The 18,634-nt window shown below is 67.6% G+C and carries 18 protein-coding genes; 9 read left to right on the plus strand and 9 right to left on the minus strand.

The annotated features are described in order from the left end of the window. The first annotated feature begins 5 nt into the window (after positions 1-5). The 6 genes from AC5LXK_RS19110 (at position 6) to AC5LXK_RS19135 (ending at position 6,310) form a co-directional block, all read left to right on the plus strand. Entirely contained in the window at positions 6-302 is a 297-nt protein-coding gene (locus tag AC5LXK_RS19110) for a sarcosine oxidase subunit delta (protein WP_493393030.1), read from the plus strand. Next, the gene (locus AC5LXK_RS19115; RefSeq protein ID WP_493393031.1) at positions 299-3,310 is read left to right on the plus strand and encodes a sarcosine oxidase subunit alpha family protein; all 3,012 of its coding nucleotides are present in this window, start codon (positions 299-301) and stop codon (positions 3,308-3,310) included. The genes AC5LXK_RS19110 and AC5LXK_RS19115 overlap by 4 nt, the downstream gene beginning before the upstream one ends. Beyond that, entirely contained in the window at positions 3,300-3,932 is a 633-nt protein-coding gene (locus AC5LXK_RS19120) for a sarcosine oxidase subunit gamma (protein WP_493393032.1), read from the plus strand. The genes AC5LXK_RS19115 and AC5LXK_RS19120 overlap by 11 nt, the downstream gene beginning before the upstream one ends. Beyond that, a complete protein-coding gene (locus tag AC5LXK_RS19125; protein ID WP_493393033.1) occupies positions 3,929-4,369 on the plus strand; it encodes a dihydroneopterin aldolase in 441 nt (146 codons plus the stop codon). Before AC5LXK_RS19120 ends, AC5LXK_RS19125 begins: the two co-directional genes overlap by 4 nt. 253 nt (positions 4,370-4,622) lie before the next feature. Continuing rightward, positions 4,623-4,958 (plus strand): helix-turn-helix domain-containing protein, encoded by a 336-nt coding sequence (locus tag AC5LXK_RS19130; protein WP_493393034.1) that lies wholly within the window; start codon positions 4,623-4,625, stop codon positions 4,956-4,958. Further along, on the plus strand, positions 4,958-6,310 hold the full coding sequence (locus tag AC5LXK_RS19135) for a HipA domain-containing protein (protein WP_493393035.1): 1,353 nt from the start codon (positions 4,958-4,960) through the stop codon (positions 6,308-6,310). The genes AC5LXK_RS19130 and AC5LXK_RS19135 overlap by 1 nt, the downstream gene beginning before the upstream one ends. Positions 6,311-6,380: 70 nt before the next feature. Here AC5LXK_RS19135 and AC5LXK_RS19140 read toward each other — a convergent pair whose 3' ends face one another. Next, entirely contained in the window at positions 6,381-7,493 is a 1,113-nt protein-coding gene (locus AC5LXK_RS19140) for an alkene reductase (protein WP_493393036.1), read from the minus strand. A 170-nt stretch (positions 7,494-7,663) separates the two neighbouring features. On the opposite strand from AC5LXK_RS19140, the gene AC5LXK_RS19145 reads away from it, so the two are divergent. Continuing rightward, positions 7,664-8,539: a LysR family transcriptional regulator gene (locus AC5LXK_RS19145; RefSeq protein WP_493393037.1), complete on the plus strand. Its 876-nt coding sequence runs from the start codon at positions 7,664-7,666 to the stop codon at positions 8,537-8,539. A gap of 18 nt (positions 8,540-8,557) precedes the next feature. Here the strand turns inward: AC5LXK_RS19145 and AC5LXK_RS19150 are convergent, their stop codons facing one another. The 6 genes from AC5LXK_RS19150 to osmF all read right to left on the minus strand — a co-directional run bounded on the left by AC5LXK_RS19150 (position 8,558) and on the right by osmF (position 13,705). Continuing rightward, positions 8,558-8,962 (minus strand): lysozyme inhibitor LprI family protein, encoded by a 405-nt coding sequence (locus AC5LXK_RS19150; protein WP_493393038.1) that lies wholly within the window; start codon positions 8,960-8,962, stop codon positions 8,558-8,560. 35 nt (positions 8,963-8,997) lie between these two features. Beyond that, positions 8,998-9,675, minus strand: coding sequence for a lytic transglycosylase domain-containing protein (locus tag AC5LXK_RS19155; protein ID WP_493393039.1), 678 nt, complete (start codon positions 9,673-9,675; stop codon positions 8,998-9,000). A 223-nt stretch (positions 9,676-9,898) separates the two neighbouring features. Continuing rightward, on the minus strand, positions 9,899-10,666 hold the full coding sequence (locus AC5LXK_RS19160) for an ABC transporter permease (protein WP_493393040.1): 768 nt from the start codon (positions 10,664-10,666) through the stop codon (positions 9,899-9,901). Further along, positions 10,663-11,610 (minus strand): ABC transporter ATP-binding protein, encoded by a 948-nt coding sequence (locus tag AC5LXK_RS19165; RefSeq protein ID WP_493393041.1) that lies wholly within the window; start codon positions 11,608-11,610, stop codon positions 10,663-10,665. The genes AC5LXK_RS19160 and AC5LXK_RS19165 overlap by 4 nt, the downstream gene beginning before the upstream one ends. After that, complete coding sequence (locus AC5LXK_RS19170) at positions 11,607-12,785, minus strand: ABC transporter permease (protein WP_493393042.1); 1,179 nt, start codon at positions 12,783-12,785, stop codon at positions 11,607-11,609. Before AC5LXK_RS19170 ends, AC5LXK_RS19165 begins: the two co-directional genes overlap by 4 nt. Then, positions 12,782-13,705, minus strand: coding sequence for a glycine betaine ABC transporter substrate-binding protein OsmF (gene osmF / locus AC5LXK_RS19175; protein ID WP_493393043.1), 924 nt, complete (start codon positions 13,703-13,705; stop codon positions 12,782-12,784). Before osmF ends, AC5LXK_RS19170 begins: the two co-directional genes overlap by 4 nt. A 166-nt stretch (positions 13,706-13,871) precedes the next feature. Between osmF and AC5LXK_RS19180 the strand changes: the two genes are divergently transcribed. Beyond that, entirely contained in the window at positions 13,872-14,801 is a 930-nt protein-coding gene (locus AC5LXK_RS19180; RefSeq protein ID WP_493393044.1) for a 2-hydroxyacid dehydrogenase, read from the plus strand. A 236-nt stretch (positions 14,802-15,037) separates the two neighbouring features. After that, positions 15,038-16,093, plus strand: a complete 1,056-nt coding sequence (locus AC5LXK_RS19185; RefSeq protein ID WP_493393045.1) for a retropepsin-like aspartic protease — start codon at positions 15,038-15,040, stop codon at positions 16,091-16,093. A 43-nt stretch (positions 16,094-16,136) separates the two neighbouring features. Here the strand turns inward: AC5LXK_RS19185 and AC5LXK_RS19190 are convergent, their stop codons facing one another. Together AC5LXK_RS19190 and AC5LXK_RS19195 are read right to left on the minus strand one after the other, a co-directional pair. Beyond that, complete coding sequence (locus AC5LXK_RS19190) at positions 16,137-16,505, minus strand: NUDIX domain-containing protein (protein WP_493393046.1); 369 nt, start codon at positions 16,503-16,505, stop codon at positions 16,137-16,139. Between the two features lie 126 nt (positions 16,506-16,631). Next, positions 16,632-18,590: a Xaa-Pro dipeptidyl-peptidase gene (locus AC5LXK_RS19195; protein WP_493393047.1), complete on the minus strand. Its 1,959-nt coding sequence runs from the start codon at positions 18,588-18,590 to the stop codon at positions 16,632-16,634. Between the last annotated feature and the right edge of the window lie 44 nt (positions 18,591-18,634).

Genomic DNA, 18,634 nt, shown 5'->3' on the forward strand with positions numbered 1-18,634 from the left:
ACAACATGTTGCTGATCGAATGTCCGTGGTGCGGGCCGCGCGCCGAATCCGAGTTCTCGTGCGGCGGTGAAGCCGACATCGTGCGCCCCGTCAACAACGAGAACATGACCGACCGCGAATGGGGCGAGTACGTGTTCATGCGCGAGAACAAGCGCGGGCTGCACAAGGAGCAATGGCTGCACACGCAGGGCTGCCGCCGCTGGTTCAAGGTCACGCGTGACACGGTGACCTACGATATCAAGGGCTACGAAAAGTTCGGCGCAGCTGCCGGCAACGCACACGAAGAGGGTACGAGCAAATGAGCCAGAAAGACCGCCTCGGCACCGGTGGCCGGATCAATCGCGCGATTCCGCTGACGTTCACGTTCAACGGTCGTACGTACCAGGGCTTCCAGGGCGACACGCTCGCGTCCGCGCTGCTCGCGAACGGTGTGCACTTCGTCGCACGCAGCTTCAAGTACCACCGTCCGCGCGGGATCGTGACGGCGGATGTGGCAGAACCGAATGCCGTCGTGCAACTGGAATCCGGCGCGTATACCGTGCCGAACGCACGCGCGACCGAGATCGAGCTGTACCAGGGGCTCGTCGCGACGAGCGTGAACGCGGAGCCGACGCTCGAGAACGACAAGTACGCGATCAACCAGAAGTTCTCGCGCTTCATGCCGGCCGGGTTCTACTACAAGACGTTCATGTGGCCGCGCAACATGTGGCCGAAGTACGAAGAGAAGATCCGCGAAGCGGCCGGCCTCGGCAAGGCGCCCGAAGTGCTCGACGCCGATCGCTACGACAAGTGCTATGCGCACTGCGACGTGCTTGTGGTCGGCGGTGGCCCGTCGGGCCTCGCCGCCGCGCATGCGGCCGCGACGGCCGGCGCACGCGTGATCCTCGTCGACGACCAGCGCGAACTCGGCGGCAGCCTGCTGTCGTGCCGCGCGGAGATCGACGCGAAGCCCGCGCTGCAGTGGGTCGAGAAGATCGAGGCCGAGCTGCGCAAGCTGCCCGACGTGACGATCCTGTCGCGCAGCACCGCGTTCGGCTATCAGGACCACAACCTCGTGACGGTCACGCAGCGCCTGACCGATCACCTGCCGGTGTCGATGCGCAAGGGCACGCGCGAGCTGCTGTGGAAGGTCCGCGCGAAGCGCGTGATCCTCGCGACCGGCGCGCACGAGCGTCCGATCGTGTTCGGCAACAACGATCTGCCGGGCGTGATGCTGGCCGGTGCGGTGTCCACCTACGTGCATCGCTTCGGCGTGCTGCCGGGCCGTAACGCGGTCGTGTTCACGAACAACGATTGCGCGTACCAGACCGCGCTCGACCTGAAGGCATGCGGCGCGAAGGTGACGGTCGTCGATTCGCGCGCGTCGTCGAACGGCGCGCTGCCGGCTGCTGCCAAGCGGCAGGGCGTGACGGTGATGAGCGGCGCGGTCGTCACGGCTGCATCGGGCAAGTGGCGCGTATCGTCGGTCGACGTCGCGTCCCTCTCGAACGGCCAGGTGGGCGGCAAGCTGCAGACGCTGCCGTGCGACCTCGTCGCGATGTCGGGCGGCTTCAGCCCGGTGCTGCACCTGTTCGCGCAGTCGGGCGGCAAGGCTTGCTGGAACGACGAGAAGGCGTGCTTCCTGCCGGGCAAGCCCGTGCAGGCGGAGGCGAGCATCGGTGCGGCGGCCGGCGAATTCGGGCTGGCGCGCGCGCTGCGGCTCGCGGTCGATGCCGGTGCGGAAGCGGCGAAGGCCGCGGGCTTCACGGCTGCGCAGCGCCCGGTTGCGCCGCAGGTTGCCGAAGCCGTCGAAGGCGCGCTGCAGCCGCTGTGGCTCGTCGGCAGCCGCGAGGCGGCGGCGCGCGGGCCGAAGCAGTTCGTCGACTTCCAGAACGACGTGGCGGCCGCCGACATCCTGCTCGCCGCACGCGAAGGCTTCGAGTCGGTCGAGCACGTGAAGCGCTACACGGCGATGGGCTTCGGCACCGATCAGGGCAAGCTCGGCAACATCAACGGGATGGCGATCCTCGCGGGCGCGCTCGGCAAGACGATTCCGGAAACGGGCACGACGACGTTCCGCCCGAACTACACGCCCGTGTCGTTCGGGACGTTCGCGGGCCGCGAGACGGGCGACTTCCTCGACCCGATCCGCAAGACGGCCGTGCACGAATGGCACGTCGAGCACGGCGCGGCGTTCGAGGACGTCGGCAACTGGAAGCGGCCGTGGTATTTCCCGAAGAACGGCGAGGATCTGCATGCGGCCGTGAAGCGCGAATGCCTCGCGGTGCGCAACAGCGTCGGCATCCTCGATGCGTCGACGCTCGGCAAGATCGACATCCAGGGCCCGGACGCGGTGAAGCTGCTGAACTGGATGTACACGAATCCGTGGAACAAGCTCGAGGTGGGCAAGTGCCGCTACGGGCTGATGCTCGACGAGAACGGGATGGTGTTCGACGACGGCGTGACCGTGCGCCTTGCCGACCAGCATTTCATGATGACCACCACCACCGGCGGCGCCGCGCGCGTGCTGACGTGGCTCGAGCGCTGGCTGCAGACCGAATGGCCCGACATGAAGGTGCGGCTCGCGTCCGTCACCGATCACTGGGCGACGTTCGCGGTGGTCGGCCCGAAGAGCCGCAAGGTCGTGCAGAAGGTGTGCCAGGACATCGATTTCGGCAACGAGGCGTTCCCGTTCATGAGCTACCGGAACGGCACCGTCGCAGGGGCGAAGGCGCGCGTGATGCGGATCAGCTTCTCGGGCGAGCTGGCCTACGAAGTGAACGTGCCGGCGAATGCGGGCCGGGCGGTGTGGGAAGCGCTGATGGCGGCCGGTGCCGAATTCGACATCACGCCGTACGGCACCGAGACGATGCACGTGCTGCGCGCGGAGAAGGGCTACATCATCGTCGGCCAGGATACCGACGGCTCGATCACCCCGTATGACCTCGGGATGGGCGGGGTCGTCGCGAAGTCGAAGGACTTCCTCGGCAAGCGTTCGCTGGCGCGCTCGGATACCGCGAAGGAAGACCGCAAGCAGTTCGTCGGCCTCCTGACCGAAGACGAACAGTTCGTGCTGCCGGAAGGCGCGCAGATCATCGCGAAGGACACGCAGGTGTCGGCGGTCGATCCGACGCCGATGATCGGCCACGTGACGTCGAGCTACTACAGCCCGATCCTGAAGCGCTCGATCGCGCTCGCGGTGGTGAAGGGCGGCCTGAACAAGATGGGCGAGAGCGTCGTGATTCCGCTGGCCAACGGCAAGCGCATCACCGCGAAGATCTCGAGCCCGGTTTTCTACGATACCGAAGGGGTGCGTCAGCATGTGGAATGAAACGAGAAACCAGACGCAGGTGGCGGGCGCGGGCGGCGTGACGCTTGAATCGCCGTTCGTCGGCGCGGCCGACGTGCTGAAGACGCACCAGGCGCGCGCATCGAAGAAGTTCATGCTGCGCGAACGGCCCTTCCTCGATCTCGTCAACGTGCGCGGCGAGTTGAGCGACCCGGCGTTCGTCGATGCGTTCGAGCGCGTGGTCGGCTGCCGGCCGCCCGCGCAGCCGAACACGGTCGCGCGCGGCGCCGAGTACGACGTGCTGTGGCTCGGCCCCGACGAATGGCTCGTGCGGTCGAACGGGCCCGTTCAGGCCGGCGTGCTCGAAGCGAAGCTGGCGGAAGCCGTGCAGGGTTCGTATGCGGCGGCCGTCGACGTCGGCAGCGGCTATACGGTGGTCGAGATCAGCGGCGAACGCGTGCGCGACGTGATCGCGCGCGGCTGCCCGCTCGATCTGCATCCGCGCGTGCTCAAGCCGGGCCAGTGCGCGCAGTCGCACTACTTCAAGTCGCCGATCACGCTGATCCCGACCGGCGACGACACGTTCGAGATCGTCCTGCGTCGCAGCTTCGCCGACTATTTCGTGCGCATCATGCTCGACGCCGCGGCGCCGCTCGCATCATGAAGCCGTTCGAGGAGCCGTTCGTCGCGATCGACGTACCGCGCCTGCGCGGGCGCGGCTGGAGCGTGTTCGTCGACGAACTGAAGGTGCCCGCGCGGATCGGCATTCATGCGCACGAGCATGAAGCGCCGCAGCCGATCGTGATCGATGCGCAGCTCGGCTACCGGTGCGAGCCGAGCGAGCAGGGCGAATGGATCGATTACGACGGCTATTGCGCACGCATCGCGTCGTTCCTGTCGCACAAGCCGCATACGCGGCTGCTCGAAACGCTCGTCGCCGATATCGCGGTGCTGTCGTTCCGCGAATGGCCGGCGCTGGAGTCGCTGACGCTGTCGGTGTACAAGCCGAAGATCCGGCCCGGCACGAAGCGCGTCGGCGTGTCGCTCGACTGGACGCGCGGCGATTACCTGCGGTGGACGGGGGCGGCCGGGCAGATGTGATCAGAGAGGGGCCGGATCAAGGCACGAGGGGGCCCGCGAGCCCGACGGGTGCGGCGACACGAATGTGCCGCCGCACCCGTTTATAGTTCCTGAAATATAAGAATAAAGCGCTGCCGTCGACCTGTGGTCAATTTATTCCTGAAATACCGGAACAATTGGCGGCCTGACCTGCGTACACCTATAATTCCGATATTCTCGTAACTATGCCGTCGGCTGATGGGCTGCGGCGCTTTGTTCCTGGAATCCCGGAATTATGGCTCGCACCTTACCGCAACCGGTCGCGTCACTCGACCCGCTCGCACTGGATCTCGCCGCACTGGGGGCGCTCGTCCGCAACCGGCGGGCGCAGAACCAGATGCGGATCGACGATGCCGCCGATATGCTCGGCGTCTCCAAGGACGTACTGTCGCGGCTCGAAAATGGCCGTGCGGTGAGTCTCGACAAGCTGTTCAAGGTACTGGACGGCTTTGGTCTCAATTTGCTCGTCGTGCCGAAACGCGACGTCCCGGTGGCGCGTAATGCATTGCGCGATCGTGCGACGGTACGCGGCGCTTCGCCGGGTTCGGCTGGTTCGCCCGAGGACGCGTGATGCTCCATCGCCTGCGCATTTCGACCGATGGTTCGCCGGTCGGACAGTTGACTTACGATGCCCGCCGCGACGACTACGGCTTTTCCTACGATCCGGCGTGGCTGGCGCGCGGCGATGCGTTTGCGCTGTCGCCGTGCATTCCGCTGGACGGCGGTACCCCGCCCGCGGGCGCCATCCAGCGCTTCGTGGGCAACTTGCTGCCCGAGGGCCGTGCACTCGACGTGGCCGCGTCGATGTATCAGATATCGAAGGACAACGTCTTCGGCCTGATCCGGATACTGGGCAAGGAGCCTGTCGGTGCGCTGAGTTTCATGCCGGACGACGATTCATCCGCGCGGGCGCCTGAAACCCTCGAACCCGTGCGGCGCCCGATTTCCGCGGAGGAATTGACGGACCGCATCCGCAAGCGCGATGCAATTCCGTTTTCCGTCTGGGACGATCAGGTGCGTCTGTCCATCGCCGGCCATCAGGACAAGTTGCAGGTGCTCGTCGAGGGCGACCGGTATGCGTTGGTCGACGGGGCGCTCAGCAGTTCGCATATTCTGAAGCCCGAGTCGCACAGCCCGCAGGCGCCGTTCATGGTGGCCAACGAACACTTCTGCATGACGCTGGCGGCACGCATGGGCTTACCGGTCGCGCATGTCGAAATTCGGCGTATCCCCGAACCGATTCTGCTGATCGAGCGATTCGACCGGCTCGTGACGACCGCCCCGGACGATCCGCAGCACGTGAGCGCGGTGCGGCGACTGCATATCATCGATGGATGCCAGGCCCTCGATTTGCCGACGACGCTCAAATACGAGCGCAATCTCGGCAACAACGCGGACGTACGCAATATCCGCGAAGGCGTGAGCTTCGAGAAGCTGTTTTCGCTGACGCCGTCTCTCGAAACACCGGCTGCCGCGCGTTCGGCCATGTTGCGCTGGGCGTTGTTGCAACTGCTGATCGGCAACAGCGATGCGCATGGCAAGAACATTTCGTTTTTCGTCAGCAGCGGCGGGCTCGATCCCGCGCCGCTTTACGACCTGGTGTGCGTGAACGTGTACGGCGACGCCTATGTACAGGACATGGCGATGGCGTACGGGGACGTGTTCCGCACCGAGGAACTGACCGCTTTCGCGCTCGCGGACTTCGCGCATCGTGCGCAGATCCGGCTGGCGCTCGTCGCCCGTGAAATGACGCGGATGGCGACGCTGGCTGCGGCACTGGCCCCCGGACTGGCGGAATCGAGCGTCTATGCAGGCGACGAGCGTGCATGGGTACATCGTATTTCGGAATACGTACGAACCCAGGCCGAGCGCATGCTTCGCATTGCACCCTTGGTGCCCAAGGTCAACGTCGAACTGCTCTGATGTCGCGCGGCTTGCCGGCCATTGCCGCGACACCGATCGGGCATGTCGCGACGATGGCAACGTGATTCCGTCACACCGCAGCCGTACCGTTGAGCACCGGATAGTCGACATACCCGCGCGCATCGCCGCCGAAGTATGTGTCGCGCTGCGCGTCGTTCAATGGTGCGCCCGTCTTCAGCCGCGTCACGAAATCCGGATTCGCGAGCACCATCTGGCCGTACGCTTCGAGATCGGCGAGACCCGTCGCGACATCCGTGCCGATCGCATCGCGGGCCCGACCGGGCCGGTTCACGATCAGCGTGCCGTTCCAGCGTGCGCGCAGGTCCGCGAGCAGCGGCTCGTCGCCCTGGTGCATCACGTGCAGGTACGCGAGGCCGAGCCGGTCGAGTTCCGTCGCGAGGTGGCGGTACAGGTCCGGCCCTTCCGCGCCTTCGTCGATGCCCCACAGCGTGGTGCCGGGCGACAGGCGGATCGCGGTGCGGTCCGCACCGATCTCGTCGGCGATCGCCTCGGCAACCTCGATCGCGAAGCGCGCGCGGTTCGCGATCGAGCCGCCGTATGCGTCGGTGCGCGTGTTCGCGTTCGGCGCGAAGAACTGCTGGACCAGATACCCGTTCGCGCCGTGAATCTCGACGCCGTCGGCGCCGGCCTCGATCGCGCGGCGCGCGGCAACGCGGAAGTCGTTCACGGTGTCGCGCACTTCGTCCGTCGTCAGCGCGCGCGGCGCCGGAATCTCCTGCATCCCTTTCATCGTGAACATCGGCACGCCCGGCGCGACCGGGGAAGGCGCGACGCCCTGGCGATGATGCGGCGTATTGTCGGGGTGCGACATGCGCCCCACGTGCATCAGCTGGATGAACAGGCGGCCGCCACGTGCGTGCACGCGCTCGCTGACCGCTTTCCAGCCGGCGACGTGCGCATCGGTGTAGATGCCGGGCGTCGTCAGGTAGCCCTGGCCGTCGTCCGAGGGCTGCGTGCCTTCGCTGACGATCAGGCCGAGGTCCGCGCGCTGCGCGTAGTACTCGGCGGCCAGCGCGCCGGGCGTGCCGTCGAAGGCGGCGCGGCTGCGCGTCATCGGCGCCATGACCAGGCGGTTCTGCAGGTCGTATCGGCCGACGCGGACCGGGGCGAACAGTCGCGGCGCCTGCTGGCCGGCTTGTGCGGGAACGAACAGTTGTTTCATCGCGTATTTCCTCATCGAAGTTCGGGTGACGGCACCGGGGCGGTGCCGCATCGGGCGAGGGTCGCGCGGGTTGCGCCGGCCGTGACGCCATACCTGCATCATCCATTGCTCCTTTTTCGAGATAAAGTGGGTGCCATGGAGAACATTGATCCATTGATGGAGCATTCGGTATGGAACTGCTGAACGACATGGCGCTGTTCGTGGAAGTCGTGAAGGCGCGCGGCTTTCGCAGCGCCGCGCAGGCGCTGGGGATGCCGAATTCGACGCTGTCGCGGCGTATCGGCGCGCTGGAAAAGGCGATCGGCTTGCGGCTGCTGCACCGCACGACGCGCCGCATCGAGCTCACGGAGGCCGGGCAGCTGTATTTCGAGCGGTGCAAGCGCATCGTCGACGAGGCGCGGCTCGCGCACGAGCAGCTCGGCGGTCTGCTGGCCGAGCCGGCCGGCGTGCTGCGCGCGTCGTTTCCGGTCGATTTCGCGGTGATCTACCTCACGCCGCTGATCGTCGAATTCGCGAACCGCTACCCGAAGCTGACCTTCGATTTCGAGCTGACGTCACGGCGGGTCGATCTCGTGAGCGAGCCGTTCGACGTCGCGATCCGGATCGGCGAATCGGCGGATTCGCAACTCGTCGCGCGGCGGCTCGCGACGTTCCGCAACGCCCTGTATGCGTCGCCGCGCTATCTCGAACGCGCAGGCGAGCCGCTCGAACCGGGCGACCTGGCGCGGCACGCGTGCATGAGCGTGCAGCGCGTCGCTACGTGGACGCTGCGTCGCGGCGAGCAGGCGGTCGAGGTGCCGGTGGGCGGGCGGTTTGTCGTGAACAGCGTGGGCATGAACCGGCAATTGGCCGTGCATGATGAGGGGATCATCCAGTTGCCGGAGGCGGTGGTGGCCGACGACGTCGCAGCCGGCCGGCTGCGGCGCGTGCTGCCTGAATGGGAGGGCGCGCCCGTGCCCGTCTTCGCGATGACCGAAACGCGTTTGCTGCCCGCGAAAACGCAGGTGTTCATCGAGTTTCTGCGCGCGCATTTCGCGCAGGCGTGACGGGCTTTCGTCAGCCGGTCACGGTTGCGCGGGCGGCGGCGCGTCCGCTTGCGCTTCCCATTTCTTCAGGATGCGCACGCGTGCCTGGCTGAAGTCGACCCAGCAGTTCATCCACGCGTCGCTCGGGATCATCTGCCCGGGGTTGGCGGCCTTCACGTAGTCGCAGGTGTCGCCGGCGAAGCGCGTCCAGCTGGCCTGCGATTTCGCGAGCGCGCTGGCCGCATCGGGATTGCGCTGCCCGAGCTTGCGCTCGAGCGACTGGTACGCGCGTTCGACTGCCTGATGGTTCTGATCGAGGATGCAGGCCCGCACGTTGTCCATCGTCGGGCCTTGCCGTTCGCAATCGACGGCGGCGAAAGCATGGCCGGCCGTCAGCGTGGCGACGGCAAGGAGGCAGGCGGCGTGTCGGATCGCGTGGCGCATGCGCGGCACCGTCGGAAGAAGGGCGAAAGGGGCGCTTACTGAGCGTTGCGTGCCGACGCAGGGGGCGACGTATCGCTGACCGGGATCAGGCGGCCCTTCGTGTCGTTCGGCGCTTTGGCGGCTTTCGAATCGTCGTCGGGTTCGAGCACGAACCGGAACGAATCGACCCGCTGCATCACTTTTGCCGCATACGCACTGGATCCGCCGCTGTAGCTCTTCAGCCCGGCCTGCACGTTGCCGCCGGCCGCCTTCACGTAGCCCGACAGGATCGCGGAGCCGGCTTCGACGTTCGCGTTCGGCTCGGTCAGGTCCTTTACGTTGCGCAGCAGGCCGCGGTGTGCAGCCGGTACGACCTGCATCAACCCGGTCGCGCCATGCTGGCCGCGTGCCTTCTCCTGGAAGCGCGATTCGATCGAGATGATGGCGTAAACGAGTGCGGGCGGCAGCGAATATTTCGTCGCGGTGACGCTCACGATATCGGCGAGCTTCGCAGCACGCTCCTTGGCGACACCGAATTTCTTCGTCAGGTAGGTCGTGATGCGGCGGTTTGCTTCGTTCGGCTGATCGTTGGCGTTCGCGAGCGGCGCGGAGGCGACGGGCGCCGCCGATGCGGCCGCTTCGGGCGCGGATGCAGGCACGGCGGACGCCTGCTGCGCCGATGCCTGTTGCGCGATGCCGAGCGAAAGCACGATCAACCAGAGAAACCGTCGCATGGTGGAGTGCGGGGAAATGGGAGGCGCATAGTATATCGGCCAATCGTCGCCGATGGTCGAGCGCCGGTTCGAATGAAAGCGCCATGTAGGCTTGTGTCGATCCGTGCGGGCCGATCGTTGCGCGAACACGCATCGGAGTCCGGATGAATCGTAAAAGATCGTCAAAACCGGTCTTTTTTACACGCCTGTGACAGGGTGCGTCCCCGCGCGATCGGGCGTGACCTCATGCGCGCCGCGCGGTTGCCACCCGTGCAATCGCGCCGATCGCATCGCTGACGAGCACCGCGAGCAGCCCGACGATCACGCCGCCCTGCAGCACGAACGCGGTATTCGACGTCTGCAGGCCCGCGATGATCACGTCGCCGAGCCCGCGCGCGGCGACCGTCGAGCCGATCGTCGCCGTGCCGAGGTTGATCACGACCGCGAGCCGGATCCCGTTGACGATCACCGGAAACGCGAGCGGCAGCTCGACCGACATCAGTTGCTGCCAGCCGCTCATCCCCATCCCGCGCGCGGCATCGACGACGTCGCGCGGCACGTCCTCGAGCCCCGCGATCGTGCTCTCGAAAATCGGCAGGAGCCCGTACAGCACGAGCGCGATCAGCACGGGCTTCAGGCCGAAACCGACGGCCGGCACCGCGAGCGCGAGCACGGCGACCGGCGGGAACGTCTGGCCGATATCGACGACGCTGCGCGCGAGCGGCAGGAAATCCGCGCCGGCCGGCCGCGTGACCGCGATGCCGGCCGCGACCGCGACGATCGTGCCGATCAGGCTCGACAGTGCGACCGTGCCGAGATGCGCGAGCGTGAGGTCGAGCAGGCTCGCGCGATCGTAGATGACGGGTGCGCCGTTGTCGGCGAACGGCGCAAACAGGCCCTGCAGCCACGCGGGGCGCAACAGCAGCACGAGCAGCAGCGCGAGCGCCGCTGCTCGCGCGACATACGCGGGAAGCGCCGAGCGCGTGGACCGTACGCTGCGCTGCGCCGTCATGCGGGCTTCCTCGCGTGCGAGCGGATCGCGTCGAGCGTGATGCGGCGCGCAGGGTGTCCGTTGCTGCTGGCGCCATCGTCCACAGGCAACGCATCGACACCGCGCCACAGCAGCTCGGATACCGCATCGCGCAGCGTGCGCGTCGCCGCGATCGGTTCGCCGTCGGCGTGGCCGGGTTCGGCCACCGCGTCGATCGGCGTCAGCGCGAGCAGGCGCAGCGGCCGGTCGACGCCCGCGACGAGTTGCTCGACGACGCCGGCCGCCGGCCTGCCGAGAATCTCGGCCGGCGGCGCGACCTGTAGCAGCCGGCCGCCATCCATCACCGCGATCGTGTCGCCGAGTTTCAGCGCTTCCTCGATGTCGTGCGTGACGATCACGACCGTGATGCCGAGGCGGCGCTGCAACGCGAACAGGTCGTCCTGCGCCTTGTTGCGGATGATCGGGTCGAGCGCGCCGAACGGCTCGTCCATCAGCAGCATCGCGGGCTCGGCCGCGAGTGCGCGAGCGACGCCGACACGCTGCTGCTGGCCGCCCGACAGCTCGTGCGGCAACTTGCTCGCGAACTCGGCCGGCGGGAGATGGAACAGCTCGAGCAGTTCGTTCACGCGCGCGTCGATGCGCGCGGACGACCAGCCGAGCAGGCGCGGCACGGTCGCGATGTTGCGCGCGACGTTCCAGTGCGGAAACAGCCCGTGCCCCTGGATCGCGTAGCCGATACCGCGCCGTAGCTGTTCGGGCGCGACGGTCGCGGTGTCGACGCCGTCGATGCGGATCGTGCCGCTGGTCGGCGCGATCAGCCGGTTGATCATGCGCAGCAGTGTCGACTTGCCGCTGCCCGATGCGCCGACGAGCGCGGTGATCGTGCCGCGCTGCATCGTCAGCGACACGTCGTCGACGGCGACCGCGTCGCCGAAGCGTTTGCCGGCCCGTTCGATCTCGATCATCCTGCACGCCCCTTCGCGAGCGACGTCGCGGCTTCGAACACAACCGCGGCCGCCAGTGCGAGCGCGATCGTCGGGATCGCGCCGAGCAGCACGAGATCGGCGGCCGATTGCCCGATCCCCTGGAAGATGAAGGTGCCGAATCCGCCGCCGCCGATCAGCGCGGCGACCGCAGTCAGGCCGATGTTCTGCACGAGCACGATGCGCACGCCGCTCAGGATCACCGGCAGCGCGAGCACGAGGTCGACGCGCAGCAGCCGCTGCAGACGCGTCATGCCCATCGCGCGCGCCGCTTCGGTCACGTGCGGCGGCACCTGTTCGAGGCCGACCACGACGCTCGATGCGATCGGCAACAGCGAATACAGGAACAACGCGAGCACGGCCGGCGCGACGCCGATCCCGCGGATGCCGAGCGCGGCCGCGAGCGGCACGTGCGCGGCGAGCAGGCCGAGCGGCGCCATCATCAGCCCGTACATCGCGATGCTGGGGATCGTCTGCACGACATTGAGCACGGGCATCGCGACGGTCCGCACGGCCGCGATGCGCGCGCAGGCGATGCCGAGCGGCAGACCCGCGACGAGCGCGGCGGCGACCGAGCCGCCCGCGAGCGACACGTGACGGAGCGCTTCGCGCCAGAAATCGTCGCTGCGCACCGCGTATTCGCGCATCACGGAGAGGCCGTCCCACCAGCCGCTCGCGAGCGGCACGGAAATCGCCGCAATCGCGACGACGAGCGCGGCGAGGCGCCGCCACGGGCCGAATGCGAGGCGTGCGAGCGCGTCGGCGATGAGCACGGCCCACGCGAACAGCAGCAGCCAGACGCCCGCGTCGGGCGACACGCGGGCCAGCATGTCGTCGGGGGCGACGACGTGCGTCGCGGCCGCACCGACCGCATACGCGAGCGTGGCGAGCCCCGCGCAGCCGGCGGCGAGCCGCCACGCGGGGCGGCTCGCCGTCATCGCCCACAGCGCGCCGACGGTCCAGAGCGCCGCGAGCGCGGCGCCCTGCATCGGCGGCAGCGCGGCGAACACCGACAGCCCGGTGCCGGCCGCGATCCGGTTCGGCCGCAGCACCGCGAACGACAGCCCGAACACGGCGACGATGGTCAGTACCCCGATCAGGATGCCGACCTTGTCGAGTGTCACGCGTCGCGCGGATGCGGCCGCGCGATCCGTCATTTCACGAAGCCCTTCGCCTTCAGGTAGCTTTTCGCGACGCCGGCTGCCGGCTCGCCGTTGATCTGGATGCGGGCGTTCAGCGACTGCAGCGTCTTCAGGTCGAGGCTCGCGAACACCGGCTTCAGGTAGTCGGCGATCTGCGGATGCGCTTTCAGCACGGCTTCGCGGATCACCGGTGCGGGTGCATAAACGGGCTGCACGTGCTTGTCGTCGTCGAGCACCGCGAGGCCGCTCGACGCGATGCCGCCGTCGGTGCCGTAGACCATCGCTGCGTTCACGCCGTCGGTCTGGTTTGCGGCGGCCTTGATCGTCGCGGCCGTGTCGCCGCCGGACAGCACGACGAGCTGGTCGGGCTTCAGCTTGAAGCCGTACGCCTTCTCGAACGACGGCAGTGCCGATGCGCTGTTCACGAATTCGGCCGATGCCGCGAGCTTCACCTTGCCGCCGCCTACCACCCACTTGCCGAAATCGGAGAAGGTCTTCAGGTGCTGCGATTGCGCGACCGGCGCGAGCAGCGCGACGCCCCACGTGTTGTTCGCGGGCGCCGGCGCGAGCCATACGAGATGGTTCGCCGCGTAGTCGAGCTTCTTCGCGGTGTCGTAGCCTTGTGCGGCGTTCTTCCACACGGGATCGTCGGCCTTGTTGAAGAAGAACGCGGCGTTGCCCGTGTATTCGGGGTAGATGTCGATCTCGCCGCTCGTGAGCGCCTTGCGCACGATCGGCGTCGCGCCGAGCGCGATCTTTTCGGTGACGGGGATGCCGTGGGCCTTCAGCACCTGCGCGATGAGGTTGCCGAGCAGGTTGCCTTCGGTGTCGATCTTCGACGACACCACGACGGGCGTGTCGGCGTGCGCGCCGGGCGCGACGATGGCGGCGGCGAACGCGAGGCCCAGAATCCGGGCGGGCAGGGCGAGCTTCATCGGGGCCATTCTCCAGGACGGGGGCGTACGCCGAAAGTTACTTGACTGAGCCGGCTTTGGCAAACCGCGTGCGGCGGCGTGTCCACAGCCCGTGTGGGGATAACCCGCCGTGGTCGCGCAGGCTTGTTACACTGAAACGCATTCCCGCCTGCGGACATTTGCTGACATGAAGCCCGAGTTGCTGGTCCTCATTGCGTTGCGCAGCGACGCGCATCGCGAGATCGCCGCGTCGTTCGACGTGCGCCATGCCCCGACTGCCGACGAGCGCGAACGCGCAATTGCCGAGCACGGCGGCACGATTCGTGCGGTGCTGACCAACGGCAGCACGGGGCTCACCGCTGCCGAAATCGACCGGCTTCCGCAACTCACGTTCGTCAGCGCGCTCGGCGCGGGCTACGAGCACATCGACGCCGCGCATGCGAAGGCGCGCGGCATCACGGTGGTCACGGGGGCGGGCACCAACGACGATTGCGTCGCCGATCACGCGTTCGCGCTGCTGCTCGCAGCCGTGCGCAACGTCGTGCAGCTCGATGCGAAAACCCGCGCGGGCGTGTGGCGCGAAGGGCTGCCGATGCCGCCGAACGTGTCGGGCAGGAAGCTCGGCATCGTCGGGCTCGGCAAGATCGGCGAGAAGTGCGCGCGCCGCGCGGCCGGCTTCGACATCGAGATCGGTTATCACAACCGGTCGGAGAAGCCCGTTCCTTACCGCTATTTCGATCGGGTCGACGCGCTCGCGCAGTGGGCCGATTTCCTGATTGTCGCGACGCCGGGCGGCGCGGGCACGCGGCACCTGATCGATCGCACGGTGCTCGATGCGCTCGGCCCCGGCGGCTTTCTCGTCAACGTATCGCGTGGCAGTGTTGTCGATACCGCTGCTTTGGCAGACGCGCTGCGCGAGCGGCGCATCGCGGGTGCGGGGCTCGACGTGTACGAGGGCGAACCGGAGCCGCCGCGCGCGCTTACGGATCTCGACAACGTCGTGCTGACGCCGCACATGGGCGGCTGGTCGCCCGAGGCGCTCGACCGGTCGGTACAGCAGTTTCTCGACAACGCGGCGCGGCATTTCGCGGGGCAGCCGGTGTTGACGCCGGTGTGAGCGCGGGCTGCCGGCAGACCGCATCGATACCGGTGCCTGAAGCGTGCGCGCTGGCCCGGCAATCCGTCATGCCGACGATTGACGGAACGATTGAGTTGCCCGGCGCACGGTCGTGGTTCGGCGCGATCAGGTAAGCTTCGCGGAAATTCCCGGGTGCCCTGTCGATCATGACGATGCGATCTTTCGTTCTGCTGTTGTGTGCATGGGCTGCGAGCACGGCCGTTGCCCGTGCCCAGATGGTGCAAACCCATCCCGATCCGGCATGTCAGCTTGAGAGGAACGCGCAGATCCCGATGAGCTTCCGGGACGGTCATTACACCGTCCCGGTCGACATCGGCGGGCATGTGTATCCGATGGTGCTCGGGATCGGCACCGACCGCACCGCGTTTTCTCCCGATGCGATCCGGATGCTGGGGCTGACGGAGGACACGCGCAAGGCCAGCGTCGTCAGCGGATTGAGCGGCGCCCGTTCGACGTATCCGTATCTGCTTCCGTCGCTCAAGTTCGGCCCGGAGGAATGGAGTCATCTGTCGGTGCTGACGATGAACCTGCCGAATGGGCCGCCCGGCGATGTCGCGGCGCCCATCGGTATTCTGGGCGCGGACGTGCTGTCACGTTACGACCTCGACGTCGACTTCCCGAACCGGACGATGGCGCTCTACACGGCGCAAGGATGCATTGCACAATTCCTGCCGTGGCAGGGGCGGTATTTCGAGTACGCGGCCCAACCCCAGCCGCGGGAGAATCATCGTTTCGTGATTCCGGTCACGTTGAACGGGCGGAAGCTCGACGCCATTCTCAGCACGGGTTCGGTACGAACACTGGTCAAGCGCGCCGATCTCGAGCAGGTCGGCGGCACGCGCGCGGCGCAACTGACTTTCGCGCCTTCCGGCGCGGCGAGTTCGTCGCCCAGGACGGTCGACGTCTATCGATTCGACACGCTCCAGGTCGGGCCGAGAAACTATCGCAACGTGAGCCTCCGGATCAGCGACTCGATTTCCGCCGGGGAAGACATGGTGCTGGGTCTGGATTTCATGCATACCCGGCGCGTATGGTTTTCCCATTCGTCCGAACGGGTATTCATGCAGCCGTCGGCCGATCAACGGAAGGTGGAAATACCGGCCGAGATCATTCAGCCCGGGGTGTTCGGTCCAATCGATTCCGGCAATGCGTCCGGGAACGACCTGTCCGAGATGCTCAGGCAGCATCCGGAATGGTCGACGCACACTCACATGACCTACACCCCCACCGTTCGCGTGACCGAGCGGGCGCGGTTGCAGCCTCCTCCTTGAGTGCGGGAAGGGGCCGGAATCGAGGCGCGCACGCGTGCCCGAATCATCCGGCCTGCCTGCAGAATTCCCAATAGAAGTCCGGCAGGTTCGCCGGCTTGCCGGCGTCGAGGTCGATCCAGCCGAACTGGTTGTGCTCGCCGCTCAGGACGATTTCACGGCGATCGACCTCGCACTGGAAGCACACGATGAGCACGCGCTTGCCCGGCACGACCTCGCACGAACGGCTGGCCACATAGCGGATCGCCGAGGCGACGATCCCGCATTCCTCCTGTACCTCACGCGTGACGGCGTCCTCGAGCGATTCGCCCGCTTCGGGCCAGCCGCCCGGCAACTCCCATTCGTCGCGCGGATTGCGCAGGAACAGGACCGAGCGTCCGTCGCGGACGATCGCTTTGGCGCTGATGGGGATCATGCGGGTTCACCTGTAACGTTCGATTTCCGCAGCCTATCGCAGGTGTTCCCTTCGTGCAGCGATCCCCCGCCTGCGCCGACGGGCGCGGGCGGGGGCAGTGCCGTTACGCTGCAAGCCGGCGGGCGATTACGCGCCCGTCGCCGCCGCAGCCAGCGGCACCGTGACCGACGTGCCGGCCGGATCGAGCGCCAGGCCCGTGCCCGGCGTGGGCCGCAGCGTCGCCTCGTTGTCGCTGGAGAGGACGACGAGCCCCAGCCGGTGGCCGGCTTCCAGCTTGTAGTCGCGCGGCATGAACGTCAGCTTCAGGTCGTACGGCATGCCGGGCAGCACGGGCTGCGACACCCACTCGGACAAGCGGTTGCGCGGGTCGGTCCACGCTCGCGTGACGATCGTCGCCGTGCCGTCCGGCGCGCGATCGACCAGCAGGGCCGTCACGTTGGCTACCCCGGTGAAGGTCAGCCTGACGCGTGCGGTTGCCGCTCCGGAAAGGCGCGTGGCGGCCGTCAGCGGCGCGGTTTCGAAGCGGCTGCGGTTGTCGCCCGTCGGTGCGTTCGCCAGCGTGAGCGCGGGAATGCGCGCATCGTCGGTGAAGCGGGCGAGCGGGCCGCCGGTCGGCAGTCGCAGCAGCGTGCCGGTGCCTGTACCGTCGCCGCCCGCGAAGTACGTGACCGGCGTTGCATGGCGCGCGGCCCAGTCCGCTTCCTTCAGCAGCGTGCCGTCGGCCTGCTCGATCACCGCGCGCGGATCGCGTTCGACGCCGTTGCTGTAGCCGATCAGGTAGCGCGTGAACCACCGGTTCACCTCCGCGGTCCATGCTTCGCCCATCGCCGGCACGCGGGTCGGGTCGGTGTGTTTCAGGCGATGCAGCCAAAGCTGCGTCGGCACGCCCTGGCGGCGCATCGCGAGATACCACGACGTCGACTGGTCGACGCGCACGTTGTCGTCGGTCAGCCCCTGCGCGACGAGCGCCGGTGCGACCGCGAACGCGGTCGGGATGTCGCGCGCGGCCCAGAACGGCGAATAGTCGCCGGTCTTGCGGTCTTCCTGCTGCAACGCCTCGTCGATCAGGTGCGTGCAGCGCTCCGGATGCGCGTTCGTCAGCAGCGCCTTGATGTACACGTCGACGTCCTCGCCCTGATAGCCTTCCGGCGCACGCACGAGGCCGCCCGAGCGGTAGTAGCCGTACATGTTCGTCAGCCCGGCGATCGGCACGATCGCGTCGAGCCCGCGCGTGCGCAGGCTCGCGACCATCTTCGGCAGCGTGCCGTCGTACGACACGCCGTACATGCCGACGTGGCCCGTCGACCAGTTCGCGACGACCGTCTTGCCGTTCGCGTCCTTCGCGGTCGCGTCGCGGCCCAGCCAGCGGATCACCGATGCCATCGCGACCGATTCGTCGCGCGTCAGGATCGTCGGGCAGCCGTCCGAGCCGGCGGTGCCGAGCGAATCCGCATACACGATCGTGAAGCCGCGCGGCACGAAGTAGCTTTCGATCCACGAGCGGCCCGCCGCGGCCGCTTCGACCTGCTGCTGCATCCGCGACTGCGGCGCGGCGGCCATGATGCGCGTGGACGCCGATGCCGGTGCGGCGGCATTCGCAGCCGGATGCGGCGTGCCGTCGAGTTCGACGTCGACGTTGTGGTCGGGGCTGTCGGCGAGCCCGGCGTAGTACGGGCTGGCGAGCACGATGACGGGCGTGCGTGCGCCGTTCGCGGTTTCGGACGGCCGGACGATGCGCACGTGAATGCGGTCGCGCGTGCCATCGCCGTCGGAATCGACCGGCGTGTCGACCCATGCGTTCTCTTCGATCGTGCCGCCGGACAGCGACGGTTGCACCTGGCCGTTGCTGATTACCGGCTGGTAGCGTCCGCCGCTCGCGGGGTTCGCATACGGGACGCCGGACGGCGAAATGCGTGATGAGTGCGACTGCGCGTCGGCCGCGGCGGCGGCCCCCTCCTGTTGACCCTGCGCAAGTGCGGATGCACCTGCCACGCTGCCGTCGTCGCCGCCGCACGCGGCGAGCGTCGTGGCGGCCACGAGCGCGGGTAGCCACGCACGCCGGAATCCGGTTCGATGAATGTTCATTGAATCGACCTCGTCTCTTGTGATTGTCTGGAACCGGCCGGCTC

This window comes from Burkholderia pulmonis, assembly GCF_984667975.1.

What these genes read in the sequence shown, in the direction of transcription:
- AC5LXK_RS19135 (WP_493393035.1), top strand. Translation starts at nt 4,958, where the DNA reads ATGCTCCATCGCCTGCGCATTTCGACCGATGGTTCGCCGGTCGGACAG.
- AC5LXK_RS19180 (WP_493393044.1), top strand. Translation starts at nt 13,872, where the DNA reads ATGAAGCCCGAGTTGCTGGTCCTCATTGCGTTGCGCAGCGACGCGCAT.
- AC5LXK_RS19155 (WP_493393039.1), bottom strand. Translation starts at nt 9,675, where the DNA reads ATGCGACGGTTTCTCTGGTTGATCGTGCTTTCGCTCGGCATCGCGCAA.
- AC5LXK_RS19140 (WP_493393036.1), bottom strand. Translation starts at nt 7,493, where the DNA reads ATGAAACAACTGTTCGTTCCCGCACAAGCCGGCCAGCAGGCGCCGCGA.
- AC5LXK_RS19150 (WP_493393038.1), bottom strand. Translation starts at nt 8,962, where the DNA reads ATGCGCCACGCGATCCGACACGCCGCCTGCCTCCTTGCCGTCGCCACG.
- AC5LXK_RS19120 (WP_493393032.1), top strand. Translation starts at nt 3,300, where the DNA reads ATGTGGAATGAAACGAGAAACCAGACGCAGGTGGCGGGCGCGGGCGGC.
- AC5LXK_RS19160 (WP_493393040.1), bottom strand. Translation starts at nt 10,666, where the DNA reads ATGACGGCGCAGCGCAGCGTACGGTCCACGCGCTCGGCGCTTCCCGCG.
- AC5LXK_RS19115 (WP_493393031.1), top strand. Translation starts at nt 299, where the DNA reads ATGAGCCAGAAAGACCGCCTCGGCACCGGTGGCCGGATCAATCGCGCG.
- AC5LXK_RS19195 (WP_493393047.1), bottom strand. Translation starts at nt 18,590, where the DNA reads ATGAACATTCATCGAACCGGATTCCGGCGTGCGTGGCTACCCGCGCTC.
- AC5LXK_RS19130 (WP_493393034.1), top strand. Translation starts at nt 4,623, where the DNA reads ATGGCTCGCACCTTACCGCAACCGGTCGCGTCACTCGACCCGCTCGCA.
- AC5LXK_RS19110 (WP_493393030.1), top strand. Translation starts at nt 6, where the DNA reads ATGTTGCTGATCGAATGTCCGTGGTGCGGGCCGCGCGCCGAATCCGAG.
- AC5LXK_RS19145 (WP_493393037.1), top strand. Translation starts at nt 7,664, where the DNA reads ATGGAACTGCTGAACGACATGGCGCTGTTCGTGGAAGTCGTGAAGGCG.
- AC5LXK_RS19165 (WP_493393041.1), bottom strand. Translation starts at nt 11,610, where the DNA reads ATGATCGAGATCGAACGGGCCGGCAAACGCTTCGGCGACGCGGTCGCC.
- AC5LXK_RS19190 (WP_493393046.1), bottom strand. Translation starts at nt 16,505, where the DNA reads ATGATCCCCATCAGCGCCAAAGCGATCGTCCGCGACGGACGCTCGGTC.
- AC5LXK_RS19125 (WP_493393033.1), top strand. Translation starts at nt 3,929, where the DNA reads ATGAAGCCGTTCGAGGAGCCGTTCGTCGCGATCGACGTACCGCGCCTG.
- AC5LXK_RS19185 (WP_493393045.1), top strand. Translation starts at nt 15,038, where the DNA reads ATGGTGCAAACCCATCCCGATCCGGCATGTCAGCTTGAGAGGAACGCG.
- osmF (WP_493393043.1), bottom strand. Translation starts at nt 13,705, where the DNA reads ATGAAGCTCGCCCTGCCCGCCCGGATTCTGGGCCTCGCGTTCGCCGCC.
- AC5LXK_RS19170 (WP_493393042.1), bottom strand. Translation starts at nt 12,785, where the DNA reads ATGACGGATCGCGCGGCCGCATCCGCGCGACGCGTGACACTCGACAAG.